Annotated in this window: 27 protein-coding genes and 1 tRNA gene; 9 read left to right on the forward strand and 19 right to left on the reverse strand. The window is 36.2% G+C overall.

Annotation, left to right across the window (positions count from 1 at the left end; translation table 11 throughout):
* Positions 1 to 11: 11 nt before the first annotated feature.
* From MTZ49_RS06295 to MTZ49_RS06350, 12 genes are all read right to left on the reverse strand, one after another.
* Positions 12 to 1,622: a two-component system sensor histidine kinase NtrB gene (locus tag MTZ49_RS06295; RefSeq protein WP_264747498.1), complete on the reverse strand. Its 1,611-nt coding sequence runs from the start codon at positions 1,620 to 1,622 to the stop codon at positions 12 to 14.
* A gap of 1 nt (position 1,623) precedes the next feature.
* A complete protein-coding gene (locus MTZ49_RS06300) occupies positions 1,624 to 1,848 on the reverse strand; it encodes a PP0621 family protein (RefSeq protein WP_264747499.1) in 225 nt (74 codons plus the stop codon).
* Between the two features lie 81 nt (positions 1,849 to 1,929).
* A complete protein-coding gene (locus tag MTZ49_RS06305) occupies positions 1,930 to 2,640 on the reverse strand; it encodes a 16S rRNA (uracil(1498)-N(3))-methyltransferase (RefSeq protein ID WP_264747500.1) in 711 nt (236 codons plus the stop codon).
* An 11-nt stretch (positions 2,641 to 2,651) separates the two neighbouring features.
* Positions 2,652 to 2,984, reverse strand: coding sequence for a phosphoribosyl-ATP diphosphatase (locus MTZ49_RS06310; RefSeq protein WP_264747501.1), 333 nt, complete (start codon positions 2,982 to 2,984; stop codon positions 2,652 to 2,654).
* Positions 2,985 to 2,988: 4 nt separating this feature from the next.
* On the reverse strand, positions 2,989 to 3,381 hold the full coding sequence (gene hisI / locus MTZ49_RS06315; protein WP_264747502.1) for a phosphoribosyl-AMP cyclohydrolase: 393 nt from the start codon (positions 3,379 to 3,381) through the stop codon (positions 2,989 to 2,991).
* An 8-nt stretch (positions 3,382 to 3,389) separates the two neighbouring features.
* Positions 3,390 to 4,997 carry a ubiquinone biosynthesis regulatory protein kinase UbiB gene (gene ubiB, locus MTZ49_RS06320; RefSeq protein ID WP_264747503.1) on the reverse strand — a complete coding sequence of 536 codons (1,608 nt, stop codon included), beginning with the start codon at positions 4,995 to 4,997 and terminating at the stop codon, positions 3,390 to 3,392.
* A gap of 1 nt (position 4,998) precedes the next feature.
* Entirely contained in the window at positions 4,999 to 5,595 is a 597-nt protein-coding gene (locus MTZ49_RS06325; protein ID WP_264747504.1) for an SCP2 domain-containing protein, read from the reverse strand.
* Positions 5,595 to 6,368 (reverse strand): bifunctional demethylmenaquinone methyltransferase/2-methoxy-6-polyprenyl-1,4-benzoquinol methylase UbiE, encoded by a 774-nt coding sequence (gene ubiE / locus MTZ49_RS06330; protein ID WP_264747505.1) that lies wholly within the window; start codon positions 6,366 to 6,368, stop codon positions 5,595 to 5,597. The genes MTZ49_RS06325 and ubiE overlap by 1 nt, the downstream gene beginning before the upstream one ends.
* A gap of 71 nt (positions 6,369 to 6,439) precedes the next feature.
* Entirely contained in the window at positions 6,440 to 7,585 is a 1,146-nt protein-coding gene (locus tag MTZ49_RS06335) for an ABC transporter permease (RefSeq protein WP_264747506.1), read from the reverse strand.
* 1 nt (position 7,586) lies between these two features.
* The gene (locus tag MTZ49_RS06340) at positions 7,587 to 8,738 is read right to left on the reverse strand and encodes an ABC transporter permease (RefSeq protein ID WP_264747507.1); all 1,152 of its coding nucleotides are present in this window, start codon (positions 8,736 to 8,738) and stop codon (positions 7,587 to 7,589) included.
* Positions 8,720 to 9,700 (reverse strand): HlyD family secretion protein, encoded by a 981-nt coding sequence (locus tag MTZ49_RS06345; RefSeq protein WP_264747508.1) that lies wholly within the window; start codon positions 9,698 to 9,700, stop codon positions 8,720 to 8,722. Before MTZ49_RS06345 ends, MTZ49_RS06340 begins: the two co-directional genes overlap by 19 nt.
* 131 nt (positions 9,701 to 9,831) lie before the next feature.
* Positions 9,832 to 11,604: a GspE/PulE family protein gene (locus MTZ49_RS06350; protein WP_264747509.1), complete on the reverse strand. Its 1,773-nt coding sequence runs from the start codon at positions 11,602 to 11,604 to the stop codon at positions 9,832 to 9,834.
* A gap of 168 nt (positions 11,605 to 11,772) precedes the next feature.
* On the opposite strand from MTZ49_RS06350, the gene MTZ49_RS06355 reads away from it, so the two are divergent.
* Positions 11,773 to 11,849, forward strand: a tRNA-Val gene (locus MTZ49_RS06355).
* 53 nt (positions 11,850 to 11,902) lie between these two features.
* Positions 11,903 to 12,298, forward strand: a complete 396-nt coding sequence (locus tag MTZ49_RS06360) for a PA2817 family protein (RefSeq protein ID WP_264747510.1) — start codon at positions 11,903 to 11,905, stop codon at positions 12,296 to 12,298.
* Here MTZ49_RS06360 and MTZ49_RS06365 read toward each other — a convergent pair.
* Positions 12,295 to 13,488, reverse strand: a complete 1,194-nt coding sequence (locus MTZ49_RS06365) for an MFS transporter (RefSeq protein WP_264747511.1) — start codon at positions 13,486 to 13,488, stop codon at positions 12,295 to 12,297. The two genes, MTZ49_RS06360 and MTZ49_RS06365, sit on opposite strands and share 4 nt — an antisense overlap.
* A 70-nt stretch (positions 13,489 to 13,558) precedes the next feature.
* Complete coding sequence (locus MTZ49_RS06370; RefSeq protein WP_264747512.1) at positions 13,559 to 14,767, reverse strand: MFS transporter; 1,209 nt, start codon at positions 14,765 to 14,767, stop codon at positions 13,559 to 13,561.
* A 139-nt stretch (positions 14,768 to 14,906) separates the two neighbouring features.
* Here MTZ49_RS06370 and MTZ49_RS06375 point away from each other — a divergent pair, with 139 nt between their 5' ends.
* The 4 genes from MTZ49_RS06375 (at position 14,907) to cls (ending at position 19,437) form a co-directional block, all read left to right on the forward strand.
* Positions 14,907 to 15,314 carry a hypothetical protein gene (locus tag MTZ49_RS06375; protein ID WP_264747513.1) on the forward strand — a complete coding sequence of 136 codons (408 nt, stop codon included), beginning with the start codon at positions 14,907 to 14,909 and terminating at the stop codon, positions 15,312 to 15,314.
* Positions 15,315 to 15,361: 47 nt separating this feature from the next.
* Positions 15,362 to 17,353, forward strand: a complete 1,992-nt coding sequence (locus tag MTZ49_RS06380; RefSeq protein WP_264747514.1) for a polysaccharide biosynthesis protein — start codon at positions 15,362 to 15,364, stop codon at positions 17,351 to 17,353.
* The gene (locus MTZ49_RS06385; RefSeq protein ID WP_264747515.1) at positions 17,350 to 17,844 is read left to right on the forward strand and encodes a pilin; all 495 of its coding nucleotides are present in this window, start codon (positions 17,350 to 17,352) and stop codon (positions 17,842 to 17,844) included. Before MTZ49_RS06380 ends, MTZ49_RS06385 begins: the two co-directional genes overlap by 4 nt.
* A 147-nt stretch (positions 17,845 to 17,991) precedes the next feature.
* Positions 17,992 to 19,437 (forward strand): cardiolipin synthase, encoded by a 1,446-nt coding sequence (gene cls / locus MTZ49_RS06390; RefSeq protein ID WP_264747516.1) that lies wholly within the window; start codon positions 17,992 to 17,994, stop codon positions 19,435 to 19,437.
* Positions 19,438 to 19,497: 60 nt separating this feature from the next.
* Here the strand turns inward: cls and MTZ49_RS06395 are convergent, their stop codons facing one another.
* From MTZ49_RS06395 to MTZ49_RS06415, 5 genes are all read right to left on the reverse strand, one after another.
* The gene (locus MTZ49_RS06395; RefSeq protein WP_264747517.1) at positions 19,498 to 20,727 is read right to left on the reverse strand and encodes a heme biosynthesis HemY N-terminal domain-containing protein; all 1,230 of its coding nucleotides are present in this window, start codon (positions 20,725 to 20,727) and stop codon (positions 19,498 to 19,500) included.
* Positions 20,724 to 21,920 (reverse strand): uroporphyrinogen-III C-methyltransferase, encoded by a 1,197-nt coding sequence (locus tag MTZ49_RS06400; protein WP_264747518.1) that lies wholly within the window; start codon positions 21,918 to 21,920, stop codon positions 20,724 to 20,726. The genes MTZ49_RS06395 and MTZ49_RS06400 overlap by 4 nt, the downstream gene beginning before the upstream one ends.
* Before the next feature lie 49 nt (positions 21,921 to 21,969).
* A complete protein-coding gene (locus MTZ49_RS06405; protein WP_264747519.1) occupies positions 21,970 to 22,734 on the reverse strand; it encodes a uroporphyrinogen-III synthase in 765 nt (254 codons plus the stop codon).
* A gap of 2 nt (positions 22,735 to 22,736) precedes the next feature.
* Positions 22,737 to 23,669: a hydroxymethylbilane synthase gene (gene hemC, locus MTZ49_RS06410; protein ID WP_264747520.1), complete on the reverse strand. Its 933-nt coding sequence runs from the start codon at positions 23,667 to 23,669 to the stop codon at positions 22,737 to 22,739.
* A 107-nt stretch (positions 23,670 to 23,776) separates the two neighbouring features.
* Positions 23,777 to 24,187, reverse strand: a complete 411-nt coding sequence (locus MTZ49_RS06415; protein WP_264747521.1) for an acyl-CoA thioesterase — start codon at positions 24,185 to 24,187, stop codon at positions 23,777 to 23,779.
* Positions 24,188 to 24,506: 319 nt separating this feature from the next.
* Here MTZ49_RS06415 and MTZ49_RS06420 point away from each other — a divergent pair, with 319 nt between their 5' ends.
* The 3 genes from MTZ49_RS06420 (at position 24,507) to MTZ49_RS06430 (ending at position 26,293) form a co-directional block, all read left to right on the forward strand.
* A complete protein-coding gene (locus MTZ49_RS06420) occupies positions 24,507 to 25,250 on the forward strand; it encodes a hypothetical protein (protein WP_264747522.1) in 744 nt (247 codons plus the stop codon).
* 151 nt (positions 25,251 to 25,401) lie between these two features.
* Positions 25,402 to 25,944 carry a hypothetical protein gene (locus MTZ49_RS06425; RefSeq protein ID WP_264747523.1) on the forward strand — a complete coding sequence of 181 codons (543 nt, stop codon included), beginning with the start codon at positions 25,402 to 25,404 and terminating at the stop codon, positions 25,942 to 25,944.
* A 13-nt stretch (positions 25,945 to 25,957) separates the two neighbouring features.
* Positions 25,958 to 26,293 carry a hypothetical protein gene (locus MTZ49_RS06430; protein ID WP_264747524.1) on the forward strand — a complete coding sequence of 112 codons (336 nt, stop codon included), beginning with the start codon at positions 25,958 to 25,960 and terminating at the stop codon, positions 26,291 to 26,293.
* Positions 26,294 to 26,360 lie beyond the last annotated feature (67 nt).

A 26,360-nucleotide genomic window follows, 5' to 3' on the forward strand; every position in this document is an offset into this window, starting at 1 on the left:
TATGATTTTTCCTAAAGTATCGGAGTGGCCGAGCAAAATGTTACACGAAAACAACTTCCTCCACCTTTTCTTGGTACATAAACTAATTGTGCTTGATTACTCTCACACAATTCTTTAGTAACAAATAATCCTAAACCTGTACCTGTGCCATCATTACTGGTTGTAAAGAATGGTTCAAAAAGTTTGTCTTCAAACTCTATGGGAACACCTTCCCCATTATCTAATATATCTAGTTGAGGAAGTTGGCTAGCGTTGTCAATATATAACATTAGCCATATTTGTGCTATGCCATTTTCTTCTTTTGTATGACGAAAAGCATTATTAACTAAGTTAGTAACGATTTGGTGTAGTTGTGAAGGAATAATATGGGTAAAAAGTGGCCTAACAGCTATATCTAATTCAATTTTTTGTTCTGGTTTAAGCGTTTCTTGAAATTCTACTACAAAATTTTCTAGCCAAGAGGTTAGTTCAAGGGGTTTCATTTCATAGTTAAAACTATGGCCTTGTTTTTTCTTAGAAAGTTGTAATACATTACTAATAATATTATTAACTCGATCAGAATTATTTAGAATAATTTGTAATAAACGCTGATCTTGTTGATCCATATTTTCAGATTCTTTTAATAGCTGTACAGCATGACTTAAGGCACCTAAAGGATTGCGTATTTCATGAGCAATACTTGCTGTTAAATGACCAAGTGAAGCTAATTTAATTTGCTGTACCTGTTTGGCAATTACATCAGTACTTTCTAAGAAGACAAGTATCACTAATTGATTACTGTGTTTAGAACGAATTAATGTTGGTCGTAACTTACTAACGTGTTTTTTGGAAGGTTGTAATGGTTGAAGTTCTAGTTTAGGGTTATTTAACCATTGTTTTATTGCAGTAAAAAGTTCTGGAAAAATATGTGCCACTAGTAATCCATTAAGTAGTGGTTCATCTAATAAATGGTGTGCTTCATTATTTGCCATAATAATTTGCCCTGTTTTATTAACTAACAGAGCTCCTGCTGGCATTTGTTCTACAATTAGGCTATTAAGAATCTGTAAGTTGGCTACATCAGATGCTTTTTGTTTAGCTAATGCTTCGCTGGTTTTCATACGCGCCACTAAGCTTTGAATTAGCATTGCACTAATAAAGCATAAAGCACCTAATGTACCTGCTTGTATATATTCGCTGACAGTGATACTTGTTACAAAAGATAAGAAAGTAGTAATAACTACAATAATAATGCTACAAACAGCAGCAATTAATAAGCCTATTTGCCCTCTAAATAGGGTATTGGCAATGGCTACAGTAACAATTAATAAGTTGCCTATACCACTTGAAGGGCCTTCCGCTGCATAGAATAAAATTGAAAGAATAATAATATCAAAAAAGATGAGGGAAAGTGTTAGTGAGGCATTAGTTGATAATGAAAAAAATAAGGAAATAAGATTACATATAAAATAAATCCAACAGGTAATATAAAAAATTTGTCGGTTTTCTACTGTTAGTATAGATTGATCTAAACCTAGAGAGATAATAAGAATAAGGACTACGCTTAGACTAACTCGGTAGAGTTGATATAAAAATAGAATACGTTTAGTAGCATGATAAGCGTTTTCTAGTTGAAAAATCACCTTACTTCTCCGCTTTTCGTGCGTGCTCTGTACAACAGTACCATTGATTATTTGAACCTTTTATCGCATTTTTCTGTGGTGAATAAATATCACAATAGCTACATTTTACCATAGGCTCGGTATCATCAGTAGGTGTTTGATTAGCTTGTTTTTTTATTTTCTGAATATGTAACCACAGAAAATAAATGCCAAAACCAACAGCTAAAAAGAACAAAAGTCTTAACATAAGGTAAACCTATCAAGAAATAATTAATATTGGACATTGTACTAAATGGGGATATTTATTCTTTAATACAAGACAGTAAAACTAATAGTAAAGTTTAGTTAAAAAAGCGACAACAGCTGTTTCAACACGTAGAACTCGTGTACCTAGTTGTACAGCAGTAAAGCCTATTTGTTGTAATTTGTCTACCTCATAATCAATCCAACCTCCTTCTGGTCCTATAGCTAGAGTTGTAGGTTGATTAGGAAGTTGGGAGCATAGAGGATAATTACCAAGGTGGGCAATTAAATTATGAGTATCTTTTATTAGATGCGGAAGTTCATCTTCTACAAATGGCTTAAAGCGTTTTACAAGTTGAACTTCAGGTAAAACAGTATCTTTAGCTTGTTCTAAGCCCAATAATAATTGTTGTTGAATATTGTCTGGCATTAAGAAAGGTGTTTGCCAAAAGCTTTTTTCAACTTTATAGCTGTTAATTAAAATTAGTTTATTTACACCCATGGTTGCTATTGTTTGCAAGATTCTTCTTAACATTTTTGGGCGGGGTAGTGCTAGTAAAAGGGTAACAGGTAGTTTAGGGGGAGGAGGGGTATCAAGTTGAAAGTTGATAATAGCTTCTTCAGTGGTTAACTTAGTTATGCAACCTTTACCTAATCTACCGTTTATGATTCCTATTGATAAAGAGTCACCCTCTTGGCTACGATGGACTTGTTGGATATGTTGTAATTGTCTTTCCTTAATAAGCGCTTGATTATCATTAATAAGATCATTGGGAGAAAGTAGTAACAAGTTCATGAAAAGTAAAGCTATTCTTTAGTTCGTGAAGCTTTTTCTTCATGGCCTGATAAACCAAAACGACGATCTAACTCATCTAACACTCGTTGAGGTTCAATGTTTAAGGCGGATAACATCACTAAACTATGGAACCATAAATCAGCTGTTTCATAAATGACATCATCAGAGTTGCCTGTTGTTACAGCATCTTTTGCGGCAATAATAGTTTCTGTAGCCTCTTCGCCTACTTTCTCTAGGATTTTATTTAAACCTTTATGATATAAGCTAGCCACATAAGAGCTTTCAGGGGCTGCTTGTTTACGTTCTTCAAGTACTTTTGCTAAACGGTTGATTGTGTCCGTCATAGGGTTAACTCTTATGATATATTTCGTTAGGGTCTTTTAAAGGAGTAGAGGTTTCTACCCAATTATTTTGTTGTAGTTTACGATAAAAACAGCTAACTCGCCCAGTATGGCAAGCGATATTACCCACTTGTTCTACTTTTAGTAATAGCACGTCTTCATCGCAGTCTAGATAAATATCATGTAGTTTTTGTACATGGCCAGATTCTTCACCTTTACGCCATAATTTATTGCGTGATCTAGACCAATAAATAGCACGTTGCTCTTTAACTGTAAGTTCTAGTGATTCTTTATTCATCCAAGCCATCATCAATATTTCACCTGTTTGGTAATCTTGAGCGATAGCTGGAATAAGACCATCATTATTCCATTGTATTTGTTCAAGCCATGCTTCTGACATAAGTATCCTTAAGAACGACGAATAATAAGGTAAATACCAACAGCTAACATAAGATAGTTAGGCCAGTGTTCCAGTGAGCTACCTTCAGTAATGGTTAAACTGACACCACCAACTATTAACAATACACCTAATAATCTAAGTAATACAGAATCCTTTTTCTTTTTAGGTGGATTCTTTTGTTGTAGTTTTATCTTACGATTCTGTTGCTCAATAATATTGCGCGCCATTTTAGCAATATGGGGCATTTGTTCTACTTGGCTACGGAAGTCAGCAAAAATACGTTTAACACCTACACGCTGTTTCATCCAACGTTCTAAGTAGGGCTTAGCCGTGGTCCATAAATCTAGGTCAGGGTAAAGCTGACGACCTAAACCCTCGATATTTAGTAAGGTTTTTTGCAGCAACACTAGCTGTGGTTGTACTTCCATATTAAATCGTCTAGCTATTTGGAATAGACGCATTAATACAAAGCCAAACGAAATATCTTTTAATGGCCTTTCAAAAATAGGTTCACAAACACTACGGATAGCATCTTCCAATTCGTTAACTTTAGTATTGGGTGGAACCCAGCCCGAATCAATATGTAGTTGAGCGACACGGCGGTAATCACGTTTGAAAAAATAAAATACATTACGAGCTACATAATCTTGGTCTTCTGGCGTTAAGCTACCAACAATACCGCCATCAATTGCAATATAGCGTGGATATTCTGGGTTAGTTGGATCGACCATGATATTGCCAGGGTGCATATCCGCATGAAAGAAGCTATCCCTTAACACTTGCGTAAAGAATATTTCTACACCGCGTTCAGCAAGGGCTTTTAAATCCACATTGTGAGCATTAAGCTGTGTAACATTATTAACTGCAATGCCATAAATACGTTCCATCACTAGTACTTGTTGGCGACATAACGGCCAATAAACTTTTGGAACATACAATAAATCGGAGTTTTCAAAATTGCGTCTTAGTTGTGAAAGGTTAGCACCTTCACGTTGTAAATCTAATTCATCATTAATGGTTTTTTCATAGTCGGTGATAACTTCCATTAAATGCATGCGTCTTGCATCATAGTTAACATATTCAGCTACTTGAGCACAGTAGTAAAGCCAAGAAATATCTTGCTGGATAATAGGTTTTAGATTGGGACGTACGACCTTTACAACCACTTCTTCGCCTGTTTGTAGTCTAGCTGTATGTACCTGAGCAATAGAGGCAGAAGCTAATGGTTCAATATCAAATTGTGAGAAAGCTTCCGACACTTTCATGCCTAGTTGTCTTTCAATTAGTTCAATAGATTGGTCGGCTGGAAAAGGTGGCACGTTATCTTGTAATGAAGATAATGCTAAGGCTATATCTGGTGGAATTAAATCTTGCCTTGTAGAAAGCATTTGTCCAAACTTAATAAAAACGGGGCCTAGTTCTTCTAATGCTAAACGAATACGGTCACCACGGCTCAAAGCAAGTGGTTTACGTCTAAACCAACGCCATGGTAATAGATTTTTAAAAATGCGTACCCCAAAAGGCAAGATGGTAATATCAAATAATAGATCGTCTAGGCGGTATTTAATAACAACCTTAGTGATTTTGTAGAGTCGTCTTATTGCCAGTAGTCGCATATTAAGATTGTCCAAACTTTTTCTGTAATAAGCCTAGTATATTGGCAAGTGGATTTTTTGCTGTATTATCTTCATTTAGATTGGCAGTAGTCATTTTTTCAACAAAGCTTGTGAGTTGAGTTTGTAGTAAACTGAAACCAAGTTGTAGTTGCTCATTACCTAGTTTGACGGATTGCATAGCCAATCCTGCTATTGCAGGGCCAAACCACTGAGATAGCTCATGCTCCCAGTCTGGATTTAAGTCATCAAAAATTTTAAAGAATTGATAGAGTAAAGAGGCTTCTCCCACTATCATAAGGTCAGAGTTTTTTAAAAATAGCTGTTTATCTTTGGCTAATAATAATTGTATTAATAGTGGTGCTGGCGCTGTTAATTTACTATCAACAGTAAACTCACAGTTGTCAGTTAAAAATAAACCATTGTCAGTAGGCATAACAAAAAAAGTTTGTGAAGGGGTAGTGCTTTGTATAGCAATAACTTTACCTTCTAACTCTGCCAGTTTTTCAATAGCTGAGTTTGAACTATCTAACTGTAATAGTTTGTTTAATCCTTTTTCGACTGTGGCTAATGCAGCTTGTGTTACTAATGACCTTGCCATTAAGGTTTAATTCCTTTATGTAGTGCAACAATACCACCTGTCATATTATGGTAAGTAACAGGATTAAAGCCAGCCACTTGCATCATTGCTTTTAACGTTTCTTGATCAGGGTGCATCCGAATGGATTCTGCAAGGTATTTATAGCTTTCTGAGTCATTAGCAATTAATTTGCCCATTAATGGTAGTAAAGTAAAAGAGTATGCATCATATACTTTAGAGAAAAGATCATTAGTAGGTTTAGAAAACTCTAATACTAATAATCTGCCACCTGGTTTTAATACTCTAAAAATAGAGCTTAAGGCTTCTTCTTTATGGGTAACATTACGTAAGCCAAAAGCGATAGTGACACAATCAAAAGTATTTTCAGCAAAAGGAAGCTTCTCAGCATCTGCTTGTACAAAGCGAATATTATTGATAGTGCCTTTGTCCATGAGCTTATCACGACCGACACTCAACATAGATGAATTAATATCGGCTAATACAACTTCACCAGTAGGGCCTACGAGACGAGAAAATTGACGAGTTAAGTCACCAGTACCACCAGCAATATCCAGTACTTTATTACCAGTTCTAACACCTGAAAGCTCTATGGTGAAACGTTTCCATAAACGATGAATGCCGCCAGACATTAAATCATTCATAATGTCATATTTAGCAGCAACAGAGTGAAAAACCTCTGCTACTTTTTTAGATTTTTGGCTTTCGGGTACATCTTGGTAACCAAAGTGAGTAATTGCTTCAGGTTGCTGTTGTTTCTTTTCTGAATCAGTCATAACTTGCCTCATTAAATTATGATGACATTCTAAACGGAACGTCATTAATCATCCATCACTTTTCAAGGTGATTATAGTTTTCTCCAAGATAAACCCGATAATCCATAGTCTCTTATTCTGCCTACAATAATGGCTAAGGTGGTATAAAACATAGCCAGTGCTAATAACATTAATACCTCTATCCAAACATCCCCAATTGGTAGGTTCAATTGATTTGTTCCTGCTAGCATTTTGGTTGCCCATGTGGAAGGTAGAAACTGGGAAATAAACCAAATAGGTGCAGGCATAGAGCTAGATGGCCAAATAGCACCTGAGAAATAAAACACAGGCATAGGAATAAAGGTAAGGGTTAAAAACACTAATTCAACACTACGCAAGCATTGCATAATAAAAACCCCCATTGCTATTACAGCAAAAATAAAGGGGAAAACTAAAATAAGTAATTCTGGAATGGGGGCTGTTTGTCTAAATCCCATCAGTGCTGGCCAGAACACTAATAACGCAATGGTTAAAAATAACCATATAGGAATGAGACCAGTCATTGCACCAAGATGAACATGAAAAGGGGTTTTGCCATTGTGTGCAATATAAAGCCCTATACTGGTCAATGTACTTGCCATCAATAGTGATTGTTGCATCATCATAATAAGTAGACCAGGCAATGTAATAGCTGCAAAGTTAATGCCTGGATTATAAAGATCAGTTAGGGTGTTTTTCATTGGACTGAGTACGACACTAGCCTGATCTTGTGAAAAACCCTGTGCATAAAGTAGTTGTTGATTACGTTGGGTTGATAGCTCTTGATAAATAGCGGTAATAGCTTGTTGAATTTGGCCGTTAGCCAAGCGGCTAGTGGCATCACCATAAATGGAAATAGTGGCTGTTTTACCACTTAAAAAATGCTTCTCAAAATCTTGTGGAATAATAATAACAGCAAATAGCTTACGCCAATGTAAATCATCTTTAGCTTGGTTAAGATTATCATAAATAATCGTATCCATTTTAGGGGATGCATTGATTTGGCGAGTAATAAAATGACTTGAAACACTATGATCTTGATCGATAACAGCAACGGGTAAATCCCATACGGTATGATGAGCAAACACTAAACTAATTAAGCAAAGAGAAACTAATAACATCATCCACATGGGGGTGTTAAGTAGCCTTAGTAAGGTCTGTTTAGCTGTTTGTAAATACTCTTGAACTTGTGGCGTCATTTTATTTTCCCTCAGCGATATGGAGGCGACGTTTTATTCTATTTCTAATTAGCAAGGCAACAACCGTAGGATAAATAGCCAGTATTGAACAGACCTCTAGAATAGCCAGTGGTTTTACATCACGTAAGAAAACATCGAACATAGCATATAACGCATGAGTTAATGGCTGTATATTAGAAATAATCTGTGCGGGTAAGGGCATTGAAAGTTCAGGTACAACCATGCCTGAATAAGTCATTGCCGAGGCTATTAACAAGCTAATTAAACTATAGGCTGTAATAGCAGATTTGGTGAAAGTAAATAACAACACGCCTATTGCTTGTGCTGCTACCACATAAAAAATACTTATCAATAACATGTATAGCGGATTTCCTGCTACATGTGCACCAGAAAAAAGGATTAGCCCTGCGAGTGAACACATTAAGGTAGCTGTATAAGTTAAAGTATAAGGTAGTAACTTACCCAGCAGTGCAATAGCGAATGGTTTTGCATATAACAGTTCAGTACGGCGACTAAGTACATAAATCATGCAGGAAACAATAAACATCTGGATAATGTGAATGGTGGCTGCAAATTGTTGGTAGTATGAATAACTGGAAGTAGCATTGAATAGGCTATTGTATACTACTGTAGGGTTAGATAATTGTGGTAGAGGGATACCATAACGAGCAGCTACAATATTTTGATAGCTATTGTTTAATGTACTAATTAAGGTAGGATAATCCTGTGTAGAAAAATAGCCACTGCCATAGAAAAGAGCATTGTAGTAGAGTTCAGGTGTAGGCTGTTTGCCTGCTAATACCTCTTTCTCAAAGCCAACAGGAATATAGAGTATTGAGTAAATATTGGCTTGTTCTAAATCACGTAAGGCGGGGTTTAAACCATACTTGTAAGGAATAATTTTAGCATGTGCTGTGGCATCAAATTCACGAATTAACTGTCTTGAAAGTTGGCTATTATCGTTATCTACAGCAGCCACTGGTAAATCAAGTAAGGTATTTTCTGCAAAAAGCCCTGCTAATAGGGCATAAAGGATAATAGGAAATATCCATGTAATCCAATGAATAATAAAGGTGCGAGACGCTAATCTTACTTCATAATGAAATGATCGGTAAAAGCAGCGCCAATAGATTCTTACTTTTGCCAATCCCATAGTACGCTCATTCCAACTCGTAAATTGTCTACAGGTTGATCGAGATAGAGTCGTACCTCAAAAGTTTTTAAATCAAAGTCACCTGTGGCTCTTGTTGCACGTTTTGTTGAGAAGTCACCTAAAGGCGCGATATAACCTACCCGTGCTTTAATTTTTTTATCATTGATAGCATTAATGGCTGGCACAGAAACTTCAATAATATCGTTTTTCTTAATGCTTGCTAGAATATCTTCTCTTAAGTAGAAAACAAAATAGGCTTGTGGAATGCGGATAACGGTCATTAAAGGGCTAGATGCGTTCAGTAACTCACCAACTTCAGCAGGAATAGAACCAATTTCACCATCTACAGGAGAAATTACATTGAGGTCATCAGTAATGGCTTTAGTTTCTGCCAAATTATGCTCTGCTTCACGTAGTTGAGCAGCAAATTGTTCTCGTTGTTCTACACGATCACCATTTAAGGCTAAATCTAGATTAGCTTTTGCTGCTTTAACCGATTCAGCTGCTGTGTCTCTATCTCGTCTATAGTTTTCTAGTGCTAACTCTGCTAAGTAACCTTTAGCGGCTAATTGTTTGTTTCGAGTATAAGTACTCAAGGCATTGGAGTAATTAGCTTGAGCTTGTAGTAAGTCGGCTTTAGCTGAACGTATATTTTCTTCACGGGTACCATTAATAGACTCTGCTAAACGCGCTTTAACATTGTCTCTAGCAGCTTCTGCAGATTGCAGTTGGGCAATCAGTTCAGGAGAATCTAGTTTAATAAGTGGTTGTCCTGCTTTAACTTCGTCGCCACGTTCTACAAAACGTTCAATGACACGTCCTTTTGCTTTAGATACTACGATTACTTGTGGTGCATCCACTTCTCCCTGCAAAATAATATGCTGACCATGGGCACGAAATAAAATAGCCAAAGCAATAATAATGGCAATAAAAGCAAGGGTAATTATTTGTTTTACATTCATAGAGTGAGTAATAACCCTTTGGTTGTTTTTTAGATATAAGCTTTTAAGAATAGAGATTATTTTGTAACGAAAATTTCTATTAAACAATCATACCTTTGTCATCAAAAACCAGAATAAGTTCTTTGCTGTGATTAATGAGGAGTCACTCTTAAAATTTCATCAATGGTGGTTAAGCCTTTCCCCACTTTTTGCGCACCTGATAATCTCAAGCTATGCATACCATCTTTGTAAGCTTGAAGGCGCACATCATCAATATTCGTTTCAGGTTTTATAAGCTTTTTAATTTCGTCAGTAAATAACATGACTTCATACAGACCAAGACGTCCTCTAAATCCAGTTTCACGGCATTCAGGGCAACCAACAGGGCGCATAGTTTGATTAGGTACGGGAGATTTCCAAGGTTTAGTAAGCTCATTCCAAACACTTTGGTCGATTTCTACAGGCTCTTTGCAATGAGGACAAAGCGTTCTTACTAAACGTTGTGCCATAATGCCTAAAATGGTACTTTTAATAAGATAGTAAGGAACACCTAAATCAAGTAAACGAGTAATCGTACTAGGTGCATCATTGGTATGTACAGTAGATAATACCAAGTGACCTGTTAATGCAGCTTGAATAGCCATTTCTGCCGTTTCAAGGTCACGAATCTCACCCACCATGATAATATCAGGGTCTTGCCGCATTAATGCTCGAATACCGCTAGCGAAGTCTAAATCAATATTATGCTGCACTTGCATTTGATTGAATGAGTCTTCAATCATTTCAATAGGGTCTTCAATGGTACACACATTTACTTCAGGTGTGGCTAATTGTTTTAAAGTTGTGTAAAGAGTAGTGGTTTTACCAGAACCTGTCGGCCCAGTTACTAAAATAATACCATTTGGTTGAGCTGTCATATGGTTCCAGCGTTTTAAGTCTTCATTAGAGAAACCTAATTCAGCAAAACCTCTTAGTAATACATTAGGGTCAAAAATCCGCATTACCATCTTCTCACCAAATGCAGTAGGCAATGTAGAGAGACGTAATTCGATTTCATCACCTAAAGGTGATACAGTTTTAATACGGCCATCTTGCGGTTTGCGACGTTCTGCAATATTCATCCGACCTAATGTTTTTAGACGATTAACTACAGCAGTACCCACTAGTGGAGGGAATTGGTATACATTGTGCAGGACACCATCAATTCTAAGCCTTACCACAGAAAATTCACGGCGTGGTTCTACATGAATATCACTGGCACGTTGTTGGAAAGCGTATTGGAATAGCCAGTCTACAATTTTAATAATATGCGAGTCATCAGCATTGGGATCATCTACGTTACTGGTAAGACTTACTAGTTGCTCAAAACTGCTATTTGAGATATTGCCAGCAAGATTTTCACCTGATGCTTCAGTAACAGAGCTACTTAGATTATAAAACTCATTGGTTAGTCGTTGAATATCTGCAGGATTAATAACAATTCGTTCAATAGGGCGTTTTAATACATGTTGTAAATTTTGCTCCCATGCTTTAACCAGTGGTTGCACACTGGCAATGACAACTTTTTCGGGAGTAGACTCAACGGCTAAAATTTGATTACGTTTAGCAAAGGCATATGACATAACTGATGTAACAGAATTTACATCTACTTTTAAGGGGTCAATACGGCGATAAGGCTGTTTTACATAATCTGCTAACCAGATGGATAGGGTTTCAATATCCAGCTTTTTACCAGGACGACTTAAGTCATCTATTTTTTGATTAGCAATCACTTCCAATGGGCTTTGTATAGCCAAAGGCGTATCTGCCTGTGTCATATAACAGAGGTCTTTTGCACGTTTAGTAATACGTTCTTGTGTAAGAAGTTCATTTAATAGATCGTTTAGAGTCAGAATCCGATCTGGAGTAGGAGTGTTAATAGCCATATTAAATAATCGATCTGTTTACTGGATTAAGTTATATCATAGCGAATATTTGTTAATAAAACTTGTTTTAGAACTAATTTTAATAACAAAATTATATTACGAATGTTAATTAGACATTAAAAACACTTGACAGTTTGATGGTTCAGGTTAAAATTCACAACCCTATATAGGCATATAGCTCAGCTGGTTAGAGCATCACCTTGACATGGTGGGGGTCGTTGGTTCGAGTCCAATTATGCCTACCAATTAACTAAAGCCCGCCTTGTTGCGGGCTTTTTAGTTTTTAGGAAGTATTATAATGTCCCAATCTATTACTATTACCTTAGAACAATTAGCGCATGTTAGGCAAATATTAGTGGCGCTAACAGAAACAGAACAGGTTTCTGCAGATGAGCATGCTTTATTTATTGAGCGGTTTGATGAATTAATGCAACTCCTGCAAGATAATGCTGAGGATAGTCAGTATCTAGGGCAAGAAATCATTAGCCAAATATTTTTCCGTTACCCACAAATTGCTCATTTAATTCCAAGAGAACTATTATGGTTTTTGGGTGGTGATTGTTTGCACTTTATGCCTGATGAAGAAATAGATTTATTCCAACAGTTGGAAGATTTACAGTATCAAGCAGAAAGTAATGGTGAACCATTTAATTGGTTACAAACTAAGCAACAGCTATTAGAAAGAAAGCCTTAATAATTTATAGCAGATTTTTTAAGCCATAATGCAATGGCTAGGCTAATAATCAATAAGCCACTAATAAAAGCAACTACACCTTGCCAATTATAACTTGTCCAAGCTAATCCTCCAGCAGTACCTAGTATGCTCGAACCCATGTAATAGCAAAATAGGTAAAGGGAGGATGCTTGTCCCTTTGCTTGTTGGGCTAAACGACCAATCCAGCTACTAATCAAAGAGTGGGCACCAAAAAAACCAAAGGTGAGTACTAACATTCCTAGAAAGATCATTATAGAATGCTGTATTAATGTGATTAGAATACCTAACAGCATAATGCTAATAGTGATCCACAGTACCTTACTTTGTCCTTGTTGATCCGCTAATAAACCAAATTGAGTAGAGCTAAACATCCCTGCTAAGTAAACAAAAGAAAATAACCCAATAATAGCTTGGCTTAGTAAGTAAGGTGGGTCTAATAGGTAGTAGGTAATATAGTTCAGTAAAGTAACAAAACCGCCCATTAATAAAAAACCTAATAAAAATAACCAAGACAATTTAGGGGTGGTAAGGTGATGGATATAACCATGAAATAAATTATTAAGTTTTAAAGGGGTATGATGAAAATGTTTTGATTTAGGTAGGAAATACCAAAAACAACCAGCCGCTAGCAAAACTTGTGCACCCATTACACCTAAAATAACTTGCCAATGAATATAGTCAATCACAAAGCCTGTTATCATACGGCCACACATACCTCCTAATGCATTGCCTGCTATATAAATACCAATAGCTACACCTAAGTTATTAGGTGATATTTCTTCACTTAAGTAAGTCATGCCTATAGCCACAAGGCCACTTAATGATAAACCTACTAAGGCACGACTAATTAATAGCATTGTCCAGTTAGGTGTTATGGCACTGACAATAGTAAAAAAAGCAGTGGCTAGCAAAGCAATCACCATAATGCCTTTGCGACCATATGCATCGGATAGTGGGCCTGTTAGTAATAAGCCGAAGGCTAAAGTGGTCGCCGCAACAGATAATGCCAAACTACTTTCAGCAGCAGTAATATCAAAGTCTTGAGAGAATAATGGCATCATTGGTTGAATGCCATATAACAACGCAAAGGTTGTAAAGCCACCTAGAAATAAGGTAAGCGAAACTTGCCAGAAAGCTTTAGAGCCTTTCTTAATATAATTATTATTCATTGTACCGTTTTTATTTTAATAGGTTGAAAGGATAATAATAAGGGTAATTAATGTTTAATGTAAAATAGTTTTATTGGGTTAAATTTTGTTTCTTAAGGTATAGTGCAACGATTACACCAATAATTAATAAGCTACTAATATAGGCAATAACCCCATTCCATTGACTTGATTGCCAAAAATAGCCACCACAGGTTCCCATAATACTTGAACCCATATAGTAGCTAAAAAGATACAGTGAAGAGGCTTGGCCTCTTGCTCTAGTAGCACTACGACCAATCCAACTGCTGGTAACAGAATGGGCACCAAAAAAACCAAAAGTGAAAATAATCATTCCTATAAAAACTATACTAATAGGGGTAAATAGCGTGATTAATGCACCACTAAGCATAACAAGTATAGCAATCCATAATACTTTTGCATGTCCAAAGCGATCTGCCAATGAACCAAAATGAGTAGAGCTAAAAATACCTGCTAGATAAACGATGGATAATAATCCAATCCAAGTTTGGCTTAGTAAGTAAGGTGCAGCCAGTAAACGATAAGCAATATAATTAAACAGGGTAATAAACGCCCCCATTAATAAGAAACCTTGTAAAAATAACCAAGGCATACGAGGTTGAGTTAAATGATGGATATAGCCATTAAATAGTTTGTTAAGCTTAATAGGTGTCGCTTCGAAATGCTTGGATGCAGGCAACAATTTCCAAAGTAAAAAAGCACAGATTAAAGTTAGTAATCCCATAATGGTGAGTACCATATGCCATGAGATAAAGTCGATTAATACGCCACTTAATAAACGACCAGCCATGCCACCAATAGCATTACCAGCAATATACAGGCCCATTGCAACGCCTAAATGCTGTGGAGCTATTTCTTCATTAAGATAAGTCATGGCTACCGCTGCTACACCGCTAAGTGACAGACCAATTAAAGCACGACAAATAAGCAATAATTGCCAATGGGAAACAGCAGCACTAATAAAGGTAAAAGTAGCTGACATTAGTAAGGCAATAATCATTACATTTTTTCGGCCAACAGCGTCTGATATTGGACCAGTAATCAGTAAGCCAAACGCTAACATGGAGGTAGAAGTGGAAATTAATAAACTACTTTGCGCAGCAGTGACTGAAAAATATTCAGAGAAGATTGGCATCATGGGTTGTACACAATACAACAGCGCAAACGTAGAAAAACCACCTAAAAAGAGTGCGAAAGATACTTTAATAAATTCAGCAGAGTTTTTTTCTATATAGGAGGGCGTATTATTTATATCAACCATGACCAGTTACATAGTATTTATTTAGTAAGGCATTATAGAATAAACCTAATAATAGTATTAGTTAATCAAATTTTGATTTTTAAGACAAAAACTTAGACTAATAATCAGCTGATAGTTCAAAATAGGTTATTTAATAACAATGAAAGAATCAATTTCTTTGTGTGATAATTTTGAGTTTGTTTGCCCAACTTGCCAAGTACGTTTTAAATTAACTTGGTATGAAATTAAAGGGTTATTAAATCCTTATCACTCAGTAGTATGTATACATTGTCAGACATCATTGGCTTTGCCGAATAAAGAACGCAGGCTCTTAGCGCGATATTTGACTAGAGCGGCAAAATTGGCAAAGTTACTTTTTTTCTTTGTTATTCCTTATTTTTTGCTATCTATTGTATTTATATGGCGCTTTGGTGGCATAATAAGTAGCTTATTTATAGTATTTGGTTTTATTATTTTTATTTTATTAAAGGTATTAATAAATAAGCCTGTTAAAGATTTTTTTGAACTAGAGCCAATAAGGGATAATCCTTTGTCTGGAGAGCTATAAACGCTTTAAGGATATCTTAATAGCCGAAGTTAGGTGTTGTAACGAACATGGAAAAAACATTTAAAGCTAAACTATTAACATTACCTACATCAGCCAAGCGGATGTTGCAGGTGGTGGCAGATGTCTTTATTGTCTGGTTCGCTTTATGGTTGGCTTTTATAGTAAGGCTGGGTATTGATGAGATAATCAATCCTTTTGGTGAGTATTTTGAATTATTTATAGCTGCGCCTTGTTTTGCACTCCCTTTCCTTATTTATTTTAGATTACATAAAACAGTTAATCGTTATTTTGATAATGAAGCAATTATGGCTATTTTTAAGGCCATGTCATTGTCTTCTTTATTACTGGCATTAGGCATTTATTGGTATCAACCTGATTTTCTAGTACCTCGCTCTATTGTATTTATCTTTTGGTGGTTAAGCATTGTATTATTAGTGGGCTTTAGATTAGTTGTGCGCCACTATTTAGTGCGTGATTGGCATATTCCTTTTACTAAACGCTATGATAAAAAAGCGACTAATGTCGCTATTTATGGTGCAGGCGTTGCAGGTAATCAGTTAATCAAAAGCATACGGATGAGTAAGGATATGTATCCTGTGGCTTTTATTGATGATGATAGCCATCTTAAGGGGCGTAGCATAGCGGGCTTAAAGGTCTATGCACCTGAGCAAATTGAACAAATGATAATAAAAACTGGTGCAGAGGAAATATTGTTAGCGGTGCCTTCTGCTAGTAGAGCGCGTCGTAGAGAGATAATCTCGTTATTGGAGAACTATCCTGTTCGAATACGTTCTATTCCAGGTATTATGGATTTGGCCAGTGGCCGTGTAAAAGTTGATGATATTCAGGAAATAGATATTGTTGATGTACTCGGCCGTGATACGGTTCCTCCTGATGAGAAATTATTTGAACACTGCATTAAGAATAAAACCGTTTTAGTGACAGGAGCAGGTGGTTCTATTGGTGCGGAATTATGCCGTCAGATTGTGACAGTTGGGGTTAAAGATTTATTATTATTTGAGCACAGTGAATTTAACCTCTACAGCATTCATTTAGAGTTAACTAATTATATAGAACAAAAACAATTACCTATTAATCTTGTGCCCATTTTAGGTTCTATTCGTAATATAGAATTACTGAATAAAGTGATGACAAGCTGGCAAATTGATACGATTTATCATGCGGCAGCTTATAAGCATGTACCAATGGTAGAGCATAATATTGCAGAAGGTATCTTAAATAATGTGATAGGTACCCTCAATGTAGCACAGGCTGCTATTTTGGCAAAAGTAAGCAACTTTGTACTTATTTCTACTGATAAGGCAGTAAGACCAACTAATGTTATGGGGGCTACTAAACGTTTAGCTGAAATGGTATTACAAGCATTAAGCCATGAATTTAACCCTGTATTATTTGGTATGGGTAGGGAGCCTGTAGTACAGCAAACTTGTTTTACCATGGTTCGTTTTGGCAATGTGTTGGGATCATCTGGTTCAGTTATTCCACTATTTCGTAAACAAATAGAAGAGGGTGGACCTATTACAGTAACGCACCCTGAAGTAACACGCTATTTTATGACGATACCAGAGGCTGCTCAATTAGTTATTCAAGCGGGCTCTATGGGAGAGGGTGGGGACGTTTTTGTATTGGATATGGGCAGTCCCATTAAAATTGCTGATTTAGCAGAAAAAATGGTAAATCTATCAGGGCTTTCTGTTATTACAGAAGATAATCCACAAGGTGATATTAGTATAGTCTTTACGGGACTAAGACCCGGTGAAAAGTTATATGAAGAGTTGCTTATTGGTGAAAATGTAATAGGTACTGAGCATCCCATGATTATGCGAGCGAATGAGGAATATCTCGTTTGGGATGAGATGAAAAAAATTCTAAAAGCTATTTTAGAGCAGCTCGAAAATAGTGATTATGAATATCTACAAAGCCTATTATCTAAAACTGTTGCAGGTTATCATACAGAAATGATGATGGTGGATTGGAATTATTTACAACCTAATAATAGTAATATCGAGAATATATGAAAAAGTATTTAGTAGCGATTTCCTTATTAATAATGCCAGTAATAGTACAGGCTGATGATATAGAAGTTTTTCAAAAACCAAAAGTTAGTCTAGCAGGCTTTGTATTTGGCAATGTAGTAAATATGGCTTTTGGAAGTACAGACTATAGAGCTAATGCTCAAATGTCAGAAGCCTTGTCTCTAGCCAGTGGTCAGAAAGCTGCTGTGGCAGAGTATTTTGTTACTGAAGGCCGTTGCCCAGATAATACGGGTTCAAATACTGGTGGAATTGCTAAACCCTCAGTACTTTCAGGTAAGTATGTAGAGCAAGTAGTGGTTAAAGAAGAGAGTAATCACTGTACTATTACTGCTACTATGAAAACAAAAGATGTGAATCCAGAGTTGGCAGGTAAAACCTTAACCTTGATTATGACACCATTAGATACTGTTCTTATGTGGGAATGTTATAGTGAGGTGAATAGCAAGTATTTGCCAGCCTCCTGCCAACAATAGTTCATTAATTATATTCACTGAGAAATAGTAAGTAATACTTTTATTATTTGTTATTTCTTTCTGTTAGCTATTAAGCCTATTACATTCTTGTAGAATACCCCGTATATTAAAAGCTATTCATAAAATTATTGAGGATTTAGAGAACGAATGATTATTCAGGCCGAGCATTTTTATTGGCTTAGCGCTCTTTTTATTACCATAGAATTGTGCGGTATTTTAGCTGCAATGCATGCGTTGTTTACTGTGCGTACTTCGCAGGGAGCTGTGGCGTGGGCTGTGTCTTTAGTGTTTATGCCAGTTTTAACGCTAATACCGTATCTTATTTTTGGCCGTAATAAATTTGGTGCTTATATTAAGGCTCGTCGGCAAGTGGACAATGAAATGCACCAAGTCACCCAAAAAATAGATTGGCGTAATTGGATAAAAGAGGTAATAACAGGTAGCCCAGATCAACGTTATGAAAGTGTGCGTGCATTCTATAAGTTAACAGGAATGCCGTTATTAGCTAATAATAAAATTGATTTACTGGTTAATGGTCAACAAACCTTTGATACAATTTTTGCCGCGTTACGACATGCCAAGAAAGTGGTGTTGATGGAGTTTTTTATTGTAAATGATGATGCATTAGGCAAAGAGTTACAAAAAGAACTTATAGATTGTGCTAATAGGGGGGTAAAAGTTTACTTCCTATATGATCGGGTAGGTAGTATACGATTACCTGGACAGTATATTGCCACGTTGAAAAAAGCAGGGGTTTATGTTGGCTCTTTTTCAACACGTACTAGCTTTTTTAATCGATTCCAATGGAACTTTCGTTGTCATCGTAAAATAACCATTATTGATGGTGAGATTGGCTTTGTTGGTGGTCATAATGTAGGCATAGAATACCTAGGTAAAAAACCACCTCTAGCGCCTTGGCGTGATACCCATATTGTATTACAAGGCCCAATTGTTACTTGTTTGCAAGAGACGTTTGCAGAAGATTGGTTCTGGGCAAGTGGTACATTGCCAGAGTTATTATTCCAAACACAATTTCCTACAGATGGTGTTGCTTGTCAGTCATTACCTAGTGGCCCTGCGGATGAGCAAGAAACCTGCTCATTATTTTTTGTTGAAGCATTAAATGCAGCTAAAAAGCGTATTTGGATTACCAGTCCTTACTTTGTGCCAGATGAGGCCGTGTGGAGTGCTTTACAACTAGCTGTGTTGCGTGGAGTAGATGTAAGAATTTTGTTACCTTCTCGTAAAGATCACTTATTTGTTTATTTAGCTTCAGTGTTGTATGCAATGGAAGCGGTAAAAATGGGGGTTAGGGTCTTTAATTACACAGAAGGCTTTACTCACCAAAAAGTAGTTTTAATTGATGATGATATAACAGCTATTGGTAGTGCTAATCTTGATAACCGTTCTTTCCGTTTAAACTTTGAAATTATGGTGCTTACGATTAGTGAAAGGTTTACTCAGAAAGTAGAAGAGATGCTAGTCAATGACTTTGCTGTTTCGACAGAAAAGAGTTTAGCTGATAGCAATAAATATTCTTTCTTTTATCGTTTTGGTCTAGGTATAGCAAGACTACTATCGCCTGTATTATAAACAACCATTATATAATTTAAGAAACCAGTAGTAACTTGGTGTTACTACTGGTTTAAGCTACTAGTCTAGTTTGTTTTTGGCGGCTGATGGTAAATACAAAGAACGGTGAATTTGCTGTAAGCTTTCTTGGAAAAGCTGGTTACTTTTTTGTGTTTCACCACGTTGAGCTAAATAGCCTGCTAATTCAAGACAAGCTTCTGGAGAACGTTTGAGCTGTAAACTTTTCTCAAAATATTCTTGAGCTTTACCCCACAACTGAGCACGTTGACAAAGTTTACCAAGGGTTAAAAATAAAATAGCATCATCACTATGCGTATTTAACCAACGCTCTGCGCTACTAATTTGCTTACCTGTATCATTACCTTTGATTTGACCATATAAATAAACCAACTCAGAGCGATAGTCTTTATCAATACTTTTTTGTAAAAGTTTTTCTGCTTCGTGTTGATTACCCAATGAACAAAGTAATTGGATATAGGTTTCTAAAATATGCAGGTCATCTCTGGCATTATTAGGTAGACTATCCCATGCTTTTTTCAATTGTTCAGCAGCGATCACAGGCTGTTCTTTATTATTAGTAAAAGATTCTTTCAGTAATGAACCCCATACGTACTGTTCAAGTTTCGCGAGGGTATTTTCAGGCAATAACTTATGTTTAGCTAAAGCAGGCAATAATCTATTAATAGCCAGCCAGTTTTCTTGTTGTAAATAAATATCATAAACAAGTTTAATAACTAATGGATGGTTAGGTTTATCTTCATAAAGTTCATTGGCTACAGCTAATGCCTTATCATAATCTTGACGAGCTATTAATAAGCGACCAAAAGTTAAACCAATCGCTACTTTAGCTTTAGGTGCGTAATCACAAGCGGCTTCAATAAATGAGTTACTTTTCTCATAGTCACCTAACTCATTAGCTGCTTGAGCAGCACCTAGATAATGAGTAAGTGATTTTTGACGACCTTTGGTAGCGGCTTTTAGGTGTTTTAATGCAGCAGACCAATTACCTTCTGCTAACTCGCGCATACCTATTTCACCAAGTTTTTGTTTTCTTTCACTAGAGAATGGATTAATTTTACCGAATACTTCAAATAATATGCCTGTAAGAGTGAAGAGTAACCAAATAATGAAAATAATAAAACCAATCAGAGCAAAGGTTACCCAAAGGCTTGACTCATATTCAAAGCGGCTAAATTTGATAAATACATAACCTGCATCGATAGAAATAGCCACACCTAGTACAAGTGTACAAAGAACAACTATAACTAGTTTAACCATGAGGCGATTCATTGATTATTGCCTCCTGTTGATTGAGAGACTGCTTTTTTAGGTGCATTTAAGGAAATTTGTTCATCTAGATAATTGTTTACAAACTGTAAGGTATCTGTGATGTCAGGTACTTCAGTAATAATCGTTTTGTTTTTTAATTGTTCAATTTTATTAATGAGGGCTGATACCGCTGTAGTATCAACATCAAAATATTGTTCTAACAAATCTGCAACACGGGTAAGCTCACTCTTGTAGATTTCACTTTCACCATTAAGTGCTGCCCACTGTGCCTTTTCAATGGCGAGGTTTAAGGTCATTTTTAATTGTCCAAAACCTTGTGAAGTAAGTATAGGTAATACTTTGCTGTTGGCATTAAAATCTACACGAACATAATTAGATAATTTTCCTGCTAGCGCTTCCCAACGATTAGCTGGTTTTTCTTGGGAAGCATTTTGTTTTTGGAAAACGGGTTGTTTAACTTTTAATTCAGAGATTTGAGTTTGGATTGCAGCTAATTGAGAGTAAAGGTTAGCGCGATCAACTTGCTCTGCTTGCTGTAGTTTTAGAAGCGCTGTTTCAATGGCTTGATTAACTTTACTGGCCGCTTGGCTAAGATCGCCACGTAACTTAATGGTTTCATTAAGGTCTTCTAACAGTTTGCTAGCACCATTAATATCTGATGCTCTTAATCTAAAGAAGGCTTGTTTTAGTATTTGTTTAGCTTCAAACAACATCCACGTTTGGCTAGAGTCAGCATTTACTTTTGCAATTTGAGTAATTACATTCTGTTGTGATGCTTTAACCTTGGTGGTTTCTGCATCTAAATCCTTCAATTTGCTTTGCGTATCTGTCAGTTGATTTCTTAATGACGCTTCTTGTTGTTTAGTGTTTTCAGTAAATTGCTGGAGTGCTTGATCAACTTTTTGCTGTTGCTCTGCTAACTTAGCTGTTAGGTTAGTATTCTGCTCTGTGAGTAGATTATTTTGATTTTTGATTTGCCAATAGGTAAAACCAGCACCGCCACAACCTATAATTGCAATAACTAATGCTAAGCCAGCAATCATTGAACTATCAGCTTTAAGAGAAGTTGCATTTTGCGTTTTGTTTTTGGTTGAAGCTGCTTTGGGTGACTCAGATGGCTTACTGGTCGCCTTTGCTTTAGGATCATTAGCTTCAACGGATTCATTTTGTTGTGGGTCTGTTTGCTTGTTCACTGGTTTATCCTTCAATTATTCAGTATCAAGTAGAAGTATTTTATAACAATTATGGTGCTTGGTGGTTTTTTAATGCAGCTATTAATGCATCTATACTAGCACCATTACAATTAATAATTTGGCGAATACCCAAGTTTGTCGCTTGTTCTGCAACGCGCTGACTTGGAACAAAGACAGGCATTTGCACAAGTTTCTGCCAATTTTCTGTTACTAGTTGATGTAAATTATGTAGTGCTTGACCACTACTGATTACAATAGCATTGATATTCTTATGACTTAACTGCTGCCACAAGAATTCTTCTGTATAATTAGGTGCTTGGCGATGGTAAAGTTCCATTGTTTCTGTAGCAATGCCACTTAACTGTAGTTTTTCAGTGAGCCATTGACGACCTTCTTGACCTTTTATGATTAATACACGACATTGCGGATTTGCTAAACTTTCTTGAAAATCAGCTAGTTGCCATAATGCTTCACTATCATCGCCTAAGGTAGGGTAATGTACATTAAGGTTAGCCTCCAGCAATATTTCAGCAGTCGCTTTACCAACCGTAAACCATGTTTGTTGAATAGGCAGTTGTGGCCAGTAATAATCTAATCGTTCAAGAATTAGTTTAGCAGCGGGTTTACTAATAACAATAAGCGTTGTATATCGATCAAAGTCGAGTAACTGGCTACGTTGTGTAGCGGTTTCAGGTAAAGGTATTATTTCTAATAAAGGTAAACATTCAGAGATAATACCTAACTCTGCTAGATGATCAGCTTGTAGTTGGCAATCAGGTGCTGAGCGCGTTAATAATAAACGCCAGCTATTCATGGCTATTGTTCCTCACCATAAATAGCTTTTAAAATATCATTTGCTCCTAAACTGAGCAATGTTTCAGCAGTTTTTATACCTAGTTGTACTGCTTGACTAATTGGTGCTGAAAACTCAGCGGTTAAAACTTTTTGACCATCAGGTTGGGCTACAAGCCCTCTTAAATAGAGTTGATCGTTATTCAGTAATGCGTATCCAGCAATCGGAACTTGGCAGCCACCATTTAAATGTTTGTTCATGGCTCGCTCGGTAGTGACACAAAGGGCTGTTTGTTGGTGGTGAAGTGGTTTTAATAATTCATGTAGCTCAGTATCAGTAGTTCGTGCCTCAATGCCTACAGCACCTTGCCCAACAGCAGGTAAACTCATTTCTACAGGAATATAAGAACGAATTCTATTGGCTAGTTCAAGGCGTATTAAACCAGCAGCAGCCAAAATAATACCATCATATTCGTTAGCATCTAACTTAGCTAAACGAGTATTAACATTACCTCGTAAGAAATGGATTGTTAAATCAGGTCTGTAAGTCAGTAGTTGTGCTTGCCGTCTTAAACTTGAAGTACCAACAATAGCGCCTTTTGGTAATTCATCTATGGAGTTAAAATGATTGGATACAAAGGCATCACGAGGATCTTCTCGTTCACAAATACAATATAGGCCTAATCCCTCTGGGAAATCCATTGGAACGTCTTTCATCGAATGAACAGCTATATCAGCTTCGTTTTCTAATAAAGCTGTTTCAAGCTCTTTTACAAAGAGTCCTTTACCACCTATTTTGGCTAAAGGTGAATCCAATAACTTGTCACCTTTACTAACCATTGGTACAAGTTCTACATTAATATTAGGATGGAAGGCTTCTAAACGAGTCTTAACATATTCAGCTTGCCAAAGTGCAAGGGCACTTTTACGCGTGGCAATACGAATTGTTCTAGGCATATGATTATAAATCCAGTCAACTAAGCAAATAATACAATTATAGTTTCTATAATTATAAAAGCACTCACTTTAACTGATTTAATAGCTAGAATAAAGGTATTACATTATCAAGCAAGTGTATTTTGTTCAGGTAGTGCCCTTGTTCTACCACTGCTATCAATAGCAACGAATACAAAAACAGCTTCTGTTACTTTACGCCAATCATCTGTGATTAATCCCTCGCTCCATGCTTCTACACGAATTTGAATAGAGCTACGTCCTACTGACAGAGTTTCAGTATAAAATGAAAGTTGTGAGCCTACTGCAACAGGTACTAAAAAGGACATTTGGTCAATAGCAACAGTAGCTACTCGGCCTTTAGCAATTTTAGCCGCAACAGATGTTCCAGCAATATCCATTTGTGAAACAAGCCAGCCCCCATAAATATCACCAAAGCCATTGGTATTATAAGGAAGAGCAGTGATTTGCAATGCAATATCACCTTGGGGTAACAGGTAATCTGTTTCTTGTTTATTCATCTTATTTGTCCCCTTTATTTATTATTGACTGCCACTGTAAGTTATTAATTGGCCAAAGCCAATGTGTAATAATATCATCTTCTTTACTAAAGCCCATTTAAACTAAGTAAAGTTATATAGTTATTTAATATAATAATCAACTGTAAAGTATTTTAATTTGTTATATAAAACACTTAGTATCAATATTTGGCTAAAAGTTACTAGGGTTATTGATTATTCTCATGGTTTTTATATGATTTTATTGTCATAGTAGGAATTGGTATTTTATTTTTATATTTTAGCGTTCATTACTAGTTAGTGAACATCTTAAGGAGTTCTTATGTGCATCGGAATAGCGTTATATAATACAGATAATTTATCCGCTCAAGAAGCTTACACACTAGCACAATTATTTTTTCAAGTAGTAGGTCTTCCCGTAACAGATGCAGCTTATCGGTCTGATCATGCAGGATACAGTAATGTAACGGTATCTGATTTAGCACAGTTAATTGCAAGCGGTGAGGTGCAAGATTTTAGACTTTATCATAAGGATGGTAATAGCTTGCCGTGGGCCGCTTCATTCGGGCATGTAACAGATCAATATGGTGGTTTCTATCATATTGATATGCAGTATGCTGCTGATATACCTAAAGATAAACTACAAGAGTTTATAAAAGCTAGTGCAGAGATAGTTAATGCTGCTTATGGTATTGTTTATGTGCAAGATAATGTAGTAGATGCTTATGAGTATGTGCTTGATGAAGGGGTAGTTCCTATGCCTGTTTATGAAAAGCATTTTGTTTGGCGTGATGAGACCCCCGGTTTATTTAATGGGCCTGCTAGGTATAAAGATAATATGTTAAGAATGGTCTATCCTCATAATGTACTTAATCACAACCATTTAAATATTAATATTCAAGGTCAAAGTTTAGGCAATTTAATTGTTAGTAACCCTGCTTTGGGTGAATTAATGCCAGTTAATGAGGGGCAGTCTTTTATTTGGAGTGTTCCAGAAGAGAATTTAACTGAGATTAATACCCTTTTTGGTCAAGCAGGTGCATTAATTGCTTGGAAGTCTCAGTAATATAGAATAAATAGAAATAAATGCCTGTTGAGATTATATTGAGCTACTTGCCAAGTAATAACGTTTAACAATAAAGGCGGATTTTTTGTTTTAATTCCGCTTTTATTGTTAAATACTTACTAAGTTAAATAGGACAGGGAGCAAGTAACACATGCAAAAACTTTTTTATATATTGGCTACTGTGTTTTTTATGGCGACCAATGTGTTGGCTAATGATTGTCAAATAAAGCCCACCTTAAAAGAATATCAACCAATGGCTTCAGCCACCTTTCCAGTGACGACCTTTACAGGCATAGATATGAAAGTTGAACAGCCTGTCCGTGTTGGAGTCAATGATTCGCCTGTGTTTTTCTTTACTAATAAAAAGTTATTAACTTTTCGTTATTGGGATCATCTTTATGATGGTTTAAAAATTGATGATTTTTACCTTAAGTTATTTGGTGCGATCCCCATAGGTAATGACTCAACTATTATTGAGCAATACAGAAAAACGGATACAGTCAATTGTAATAATCCAGTAACAGAGATCAAACTTAATAATGATAATTTTAGGGCGTTTATGCACCTTGTTAAAAGTGATCGTGTTAATGTGTATTTGATCCCTATAGAGCAAAAGGGTTATTTGTATTCGCTCCAGTTTAGAGGTTATACATTGGACGAGGTTGGTCAAATTGTTTCCACTGTAAACAAATAAAAGGAGTTTGCTAATGGTATTAGATCACGAGACTGAGCAAGATATTAAAAAAATACTTGTTGCTTGGTATGGGCCTAAAGCTGCAAATTGGCCGATTAATGATGAAGTATTAAAGGCAGTGGCTGAAGTGTTAGAGGCTAGTGGGGAATGTAGTACATTATTTCGTTACGTGCCTAAAAGTCCGAATCCTGTTAGTGCTATGAAGTCAGTTACAGGCTCGGCCTTGGTTTATGTTAAAGATATTGTTAAGCGAGCGGCGTCAGATAAACAGCTTTATTATGCGACATGTGTTCGACAAAAAGGAATAGAGCGAGAGTCAGATGTACATAGGGCAGCTTTTGGTTATTAATTGCTTATGTTAACTTTTATGCTAATGATAAAAAATCTATTAAAAAAATAGTATTATAATAGAGATT

It is taken from the genome of Entomomonas sp. E2T0, assembly GCF_025985425.1.
GTDB lineage: Bacteria > Pseudomonadota > Gammaproteobacteria > Pseudomonadales > Pseudomonadaceae > Entomomonas.